General features: G+C 71.2%; 5 protein-coding genes. 2 read left to right on the top strand and 3 right to left on the bottom strand.

From position 1 onward, the window contains the following. The first annotated feature begins 76 nt into the window (after positions 1-76). Positions 77-541, top strand: coding sequence for a GatB/YqeY domain-containing protein (locus tag L7D48_RS23905; RefSeq protein ID WP_101258496.1), 465 nt, complete (start codon positions 77-79; stop codon positions 539-541). Positions 542-655: 114 nt separating this feature from the next. Here L7D48_RS23905 and L7D48_RS23900 read toward each other — a convergent pair whose 3' ends face one another. Next, on the bottom strand, positions 656-3,082 hold the full coding sequence (locus tag L7D48_RS23900; RefSeq protein ID WP_237882341.1) for a transglycosylase domain-containing protein: 2,427 nt from the start codon (positions 3,080-3,082) through the stop codon (positions 656-658). 396 nt (positions 3,083-3,478) lie between these two features. Between L7D48_RS23900 and L7D48_RS23895 the strand changes: the two genes are divergently transcribed. Next, positions 3,479-3,838, top strand: a complete 360-nt coding sequence (locus L7D48_RS23895; RefSeq protein ID WP_237882339.1) for a WhiB family transcriptional regulator — start codon at positions 3,479-3,481, stop codon at positions 3,836-3,838. A 109-nt stretch (positions 3,839-3,947) separates the two neighbouring features. On the opposite strand, the gene L7D48_RS23890 is transcribed toward L7D48_RS23895, so the two are convergent. Further along, complete coding sequence (locus L7D48_RS23890) at positions 3,948-5,225, bottom strand: ArsA family ATPase (protein ID WP_237882343.1); 1,278 nt, start codon at positions 5,223-5,225, stop codon at positions 3,948-3,950. 59 nt (positions 5,226-5,284) lie between these two features. Next, on the bottom strand, positions 5,285-6,274 hold the full coding sequence (locus tag L7D48_RS23885) for an ArsA-related P-loop ATPase (RefSeq protein ID WP_237882337.1): 990 nt from the start codon (positions 6,272-6,274) through the stop codon (positions 5,285-5,287). Positions 6,275-6,386: the final 112 nt, after the last annotated feature.

Genomic DNA, 6,386 nt, shown 5'->3' with positions numbered 1-6,386 from the left:
GGATGAGGGAGGGGGCCGGAGGCGGCGCGGCACAATGCGGTGGGCGTCGGGCTCCACCTCCTGGCACACTTCCGACATGACCACGCTCAAGACCCGGCTCCAGGACGACCTCACCGCGGCGATCAGGGCGCGCGACGAGCTGCGCTCCTCCACCCTCCGCCTCACGCTGACCGCGATCCAGAAGGAGGAGGTGGCGGGCGAGAGCGCCCGTGAACTGTCCGACGCCGAGGTCGAGAAGATCATCACCCGTGAGGCCAAGAAGCGGCGCGAGGCGGCGGACGCGTTCGCCAAGGGCGGGCGCGCCGAGCAGGCCGAGCGGGAGCGCGCGGAGGGCGAGGTGCTCGCCGAGTACCTGCCCAAGCAGCTCACCGACGAGGAACTGGACGCGCTGGTGGCCGAGGCCGTGGCGGAGGCCAGGGCGGCCGGGGCCGAGGGGCCGAGGGCCATGGGCGCCGTGATGAAGATCGTGAACCCGAAGGTGGCGGGACGCGCGGAGGGCGGCCGGGTGGCCGCAGCCGTCAAGAAGCGCCTGGCGGGCTGACCGCGGGCCCGCGGATCCACAGGTCCGCGGGCAGGCGGAGGAACGGCGGAGGGGCCCCGGTGCGGGGCCCCTCCGGTGTGTCCATGTGCTTGTCCTCCGCGCGAGCCGCGTCGGCTACCGCGGGGTCCAGCCGCCGTCCTGGCCGGAGGTCTGCCAACCCCCGTTGCCGTTGGTGCCGTTGCCGCCGCCGGCGTCCCAGCCCCCGGTGGTGGAGGTGGCGCCGATGCTGTCGCCGCCTGTGTCACCGCCGGTGCCACCGCCCGTCACGCCACCCACGGAGGTGCCGACCGTGGCGCCGTCGGTGGTGCCGCCCATGGTGCTGGCGCCTCCGCCCCCGCCGGGGCCCCCGTTGCCGCCTCCGCCGATGACGCCGGGCGGGAGGGAGATGTCGGGGAACGGGTTGCCGGGACGGCGGTCGCCGGGCTTGTCGTCGTCCCCGCCGCGGCCCCGGTCCTTCTCGCCACCGGTGTCGGCCCGCGGCACCCGGACATCGTTGAAGGACTCGACGGGCTCGCCCTGCAGTGCCCCGGTCATCGCGGTCTTCCAGATGGGACCGGGCAGGCAGCCGCCGCAGACCTTGGCGTAGAACTGGCCGCCGATGGTGATGTCGTACATCTCCTGCGGGTCGCCGATGTCATCGCCGACCCAGACGGCGGTGGAGAGGTTCGGGGTGTAGCCGACGAACCAGGCGTCCTTGCGGCCGTCCGTCGTACCGGTCTTGCCCGCGTTGTCGCGGTCGGTCAGGCCCGCCCGCGTCCCGGTGCCGTCCTCCACCACGCCCTTGAGCATCTTGTTGATGGAGTCCGCGATGTGCTCGGACATCGCCCGTTCGCACTTGGTCCTGGGGACCGGGAGCTTCTTGCCATCGGCGTCGGTGACCTTCTCGATCGCGACCGGCGAGCAGTAGGTGCCGCGGTCGGCGAACGTGGCGTACGCGGCGGCCATGGTCAGGGGGCTGATGTTCTGTCCGCCCAGGAGCATCGCCGGCTTCTGTTCGACGGGCTTGCCGCTGCCGAGGTGGACCCCCATCTTCCCGGCCGTCTCCACGACGTCGCACAGGCCGACCTTCTGGCCCAGATCGACGAAGTAGGTGTTGATCGACTTGCTGAGGGCGCCGGTCATGTCCCAGGTGCCCTTCTCGGACTCCAGCTCGTTCTGCACGTCCCAGCTGCCGCTGCCGTAGGGCTTGTTGCCGCAGACCTTGAAGTCCCCCAGGTCGAAGGCTGTCTTCCAGTCGCTCTTGTAGGTGCTCGCGGGGCTGATGCCGTCGGCCATCGCGGCGGCGGCGATGATCGGCTTGAAGGTGGAACCGACCTGGAAGCCGTGGGTGCTGCCGCCCATGGAGTTGTCGACCGCGAGGTTGAGCAGGGTCTGGTTCTTGCTCTGGTCCAGGCCGTACGGGCGGCTCTGGGCCATCGACAGGATCTTCCCGGTGCCGGGCTCGACCTGGACGACGGAGGCGGCCACGGGGTCGTCCTTGTACACCTTGCTGGTGGCGGCCTCCGCGGCGGCCCTCTGTGCCTTGGGCGAGAGCGTGGTGCGGACCGTCAGGCCGCCGCGCTTCCAGAGGTCCTTGCGCTCCTCCTCGGTCTTGCCGAAGGCGGGGTCGGTCAGAATGACCTTGCGGACGTAGTCGCAGAAGAAGCCCGCCTTGTCGGTGGCGGTGATGCAGCCGCTCCTGGGCTTGCTGACCTTGAGGCCCAGGTCCTTCTTCTTGGCCGCCGCGACGTCCGCCTTGGTGGCCGCGCCCGTCTCGGCCATGCGGTTGAGCACGATGTTGCGGCGCTTGACCGCCCGGTCGGGGTAGTTGACGGGGTCGTAGTAGGTGGGGGACTGGACGAGCCCGGCCAGCAGCGCCGCCTCGTGGAGCTCCAGGTCGGCGGCGTTCTTGGAGAAGTAGCGCCGGGCCGCGGCCTCGATGCCGTAAGCCTGCTGGCCGAAGAACGTGATGTTGAGGTAGTTCTCGAGGATCTGCTCCTTGCTGAGCTCCTCCTCGATCCTGATCGCGTACTTCAGTTCCTGGATCTTGCGGCCGATGGTCTGCTGGGTGGCCTCGGCGACCTTCTCCTGGTCGTCGCCGGCCTGCTCCACGAAGACGTTCTTGACGTACTGCTGGGTGAGGGTGGAGCCGCCCTCGGCGACCCCGCCCTGCTGCGCGTTCCTGTTCAGGGCGCGCATCACGCTCTTGAGGTCGATCGCGCCGTGCTCGTAGAAGCGGGAGTCCTCGATCGCGACGATCGCCTTCCGCATGGTGGGGCTGATCTTCTTCAGCGGCACCACCGTGCGGTCGCGGTAGTAGTCGGTCGCGATCAGGTTGCCCTCGGAGTCGAGGATCCTGTTCTTCTGGCTGAGCGGGGGGCGCTTGAAGTCCATGGGGATCTCGTCGAAGCTCTCGACGGTGCCCTTGGCGGCCAGCCCGAGGCCGCCGGCCACGGGCAGCGCGATGCCCGCCAGCACCGCTCCCGAGAGCACGCTGACGCCGAGGAGCTTGGCGGCCTGTTGGGTCCCGGACAGCCCGCCACCCGAGCGCTTGTTTGGCATGAGGGCAGCCTACGTTCTCAATCGCCGGACAGGTGTGCGTGTGTTCGCCTACGCTGTATCACGTCTGACACGGTCGTTCGGTTCCTTGTCAACTCGCGGTTCACTCCATCGGGTGTTGAGATGTGACCGAATTGCAATCCAGTGTCAGGGAACGTCCGGTCTCGACCTCTTGGGATATGCGCCGGATGTCTGTTTTCGGGCGATGGGTCGAGATCGTTCTTCAGTCACTCCGTTGGGTGATCTGCCACGCACGCATAGTCCGTTCGGGCCATTCAAGATTGGGCCCGTCGGGGGTGTTGCACCCTGGCCACCTTCCGTAACGTCCTGCCCTGGCAGCGGTGAATATGCCGTCTGCCGCCGTGGGGGAGCCTCGATTCGGGAGAGGACGGCGCCGGCATGGGCTGGGTTACCGACTGGAGCGCGCAGGCGGCCTGCCGCACTGCGGATCCGGATGAACTGTTCGTACAAGGGGCGGCGCAGAACCGCGCCAAGGCGGTCTGCACCGGATGTCCGGTGCGCACCGAGTGCCTGGCCGACGCCCTGGACAACCGTGTGGAGTTCGGCGTCTGGGGCGGGATGACCGAGCGGGAACGGAGAGCGCTGCTGCGCCGCCGCCCGACGGTCACCTCCTGGCGGCGGCTGCTGGAGACCGCGCGCACCGAGTACGAGCGCAGTGCGGGTCTGCTGCCCGTGGAGGTCGAGATGCGCGAGCACGACGCGCGGCGGTACAGCGGCGACTACGCCGCCGCGGGCTGAAACCGTTCTCCGGGCCCCAGCAGGGCCCGGCGGAGGCGCCCAGGGCGCCGGCGCGCGGAACGCTGGGCCGGCAGGCCGGCCGTGTCACCAACCTGTCCGAACAGCACGCCTAGGCGGGCTCGACGCCGGGCTGCTCCGCCAGGCGCCCGCCGATCGCCCGCAGCCCCTCCAGGTCGTGCACATCGCCCGGCAGCGCGGCGACCTCGGCCACCGGCACCTCCGGGTGCAGCGCGGCGAAGCGGTCGCGCGTGCGCCGCTCGCGCGCCAGGACGTGCATCCGCTCCGCGTGCAGCCTCAGCATGCCCGCGGCCAGCCGCTCGGCCGTGGCGGGAGCCGAGGGGGAGTCCTCGGGGAGGCCGCCGGAGCCGTCGCCGGAGTCGTCCCCGGAGTCCGGGGTGGACAGCTCGTCGCCCTCCTTCCCGTCGGGGGGATCGACGATGCCGTCCTCCTCGAGGTTCTCCGCGGCCGCCAGCGCCCGCTCCGCGCTGAGGTGGGCCGCCTCGCTGCCGTGCATCCGGTTCAGCACGAGTCCCGCCAGTGGCATCCGGTCCGCGGCCAGCCGCTCGACGAAGTACGCCGCCTCGCGCAGCGCGTCGCGCTCCGGGGCCGCCACCACCAGGAACGCCGTGCCCGGCGCCTGGAGCAGCCGGTACGTGGCGTCGGCGCGGGTGCGGAAGCCGCCGAACATCGTGTCCATCGCCGCCACGAACGTCTGCATGTCGCGCAGCAGCCCCGTGCCCAGCAGCTTGTTGAGCAGTCCGGTGAACACCGACAGCCCGGACACGCCCAGGTTCACGAACTTCAGGCCCGCCCGGCCGCCTGCCTTCGCCGGAGCTGTCAGCAGCCTGATGAACCGCCCGTCCAGGAACGACCCCAGGCGCTTGGGCGCGTCCAGGAAGTCCAGTGCGGAACGGCTCGGCGGGGTGTCCACGATGATCAGGTCCCACTCGTCGCCCGCGCGGAGCTGGCCGAGCTTCTCCATGGCCATGTACTCCTGCGTCCCCGCGAAGCCGGCCGACAGCGACTGGTAGAAGGGGTTCTCCAGGATCGCGCGGGCCCGCTCGGGGTCGGTGTGGGCCTCGACGATCTCGTCGAAGGTCCGCTTCATGTCGAGCATCATCGCGTGCAGTTCGCCGCCCGGCGCGCCGTCGACGCCATCGACCCGGCGCGGGGTGTTGTCCAGCTCGGTCAGGCCCATCGACTGGGCCAGCCGGCGGGCCGGGTCGATGGTGAGGACGACGACCTTCCGGCCGCGCTCGGCCGCGCGTACGCCCAGGGCCGCGGCCGTCGTCGTCTTGCCCACGCCGCCCGCGCCGCAGCAGACCACGATCCGGGTGCCGGGGTCGTCGATCAGCGCGTCGACGTCCAGCACCGGAAGCGTGCCCAGCCCGGGAGCCTGTCCGTGCGTCTGCGTCTGTACCGCACCCGATTCGGCCGTCCGTGCCGTCACCTGGCGACCCCCTGTTCAAGCAGCTGTTCGCGCAGCTCGCCGGCGAGCAGGTAGACGCCGGGCAGGTCGGCGCCCTCGGCCAGCAGCTCCAGTTCGTACGCGGGCAGTTCCAGCCCGGCTATCTCCGATCGCAACTCGCCCTCCAGCGCCAGCCGCTCGGCGTGCTCGTGGGCCTGGCGCAGCAGCGGGTCGATCAGCTGCTCGGCCTTGCCGCCGCGCCGGGCGCCGCCCAGACCCGCCCGGGACAGCGCCTTGGCGAGCTCGGTGCGGGACTCCTGCGCGGCCCGCACCGCCGTCCGGTCCAGTACCGCCGGCCGCGTCATGTTGACGAACACGCCGCCGACCGGCAGCCCGGTGGCGCGCAGTTCGGCGACCCCGTCCACGGTCTCCTGGACGGGCATCTCCTCCAGCAGGGTCACCAGGTGCACGGCGGTCTCGGAGGACTTGAGCACCCGCATCACGGCCTGGGCCTGGTTGTGGATCGGGCCGACCCGGGCCAGCCCGGCCACCTGGTCGTTGACGCCGAGGAAGCGGGTTATCCGGCCGGTGGGCGGCGCGTCCATGACCACCGCGTCGTAGACGAAGCCGCCGCCGCGGGTGCGGCGGCGCACCGCCTCGCAGACCTTGCCGGTGAGCAGGACGTCGCGCACGCCGGGTGCGATGGTGGTGGCGAAGTCGATCGCGCCGAGCCGCTTCAGGGCACGCCCCGCGCCGCCGAGCTTGTAGAACATCTGCAGGTAGTCCAGCAGCGCCTTCTCCGCGTCGACGGCCAGCGCGTACACCTCGCCGCCGCCCGGCCCGACGGCGATCTTCCGCTCCTCGTACGGCAGCGCCTCGGTCTCGAAGAGCTGGGCGATGCCCTGCCGCCCCTCGACCTCCACCAGGAGCGTGCGTTTGCCCTCCTCGGCGAGAGCGAGCGCGAGTGCGGCGGCGACCGTCGTCTTTCCGGTCCCGCCCTTGCCGGTCACCACATGCAGCCTGCTCACCCTTCGGAGCCTAACCACCGGGCGGGGGGAGTACGCGTGCGGATGGGCCATGGAGGTGCGCCCGGGCTCCGGCGGAGACGGACCGGGACGGCGGGGGACACCGGGGACACCG

Origin of the sequence: Streptomyces sp. ICN903 (assembly GCF_022015835.1) — a bacterium.
Classification (GTDB): Bacteria; Actinomycetota; Actinomycetes; order Streptomycetales; family Streptomycetaceae; genus Streptomyces; species Streptomyces fenghuangensis.
This window is presented reverse-complemented; position numbering and strand designations above follow the sequence as displayed.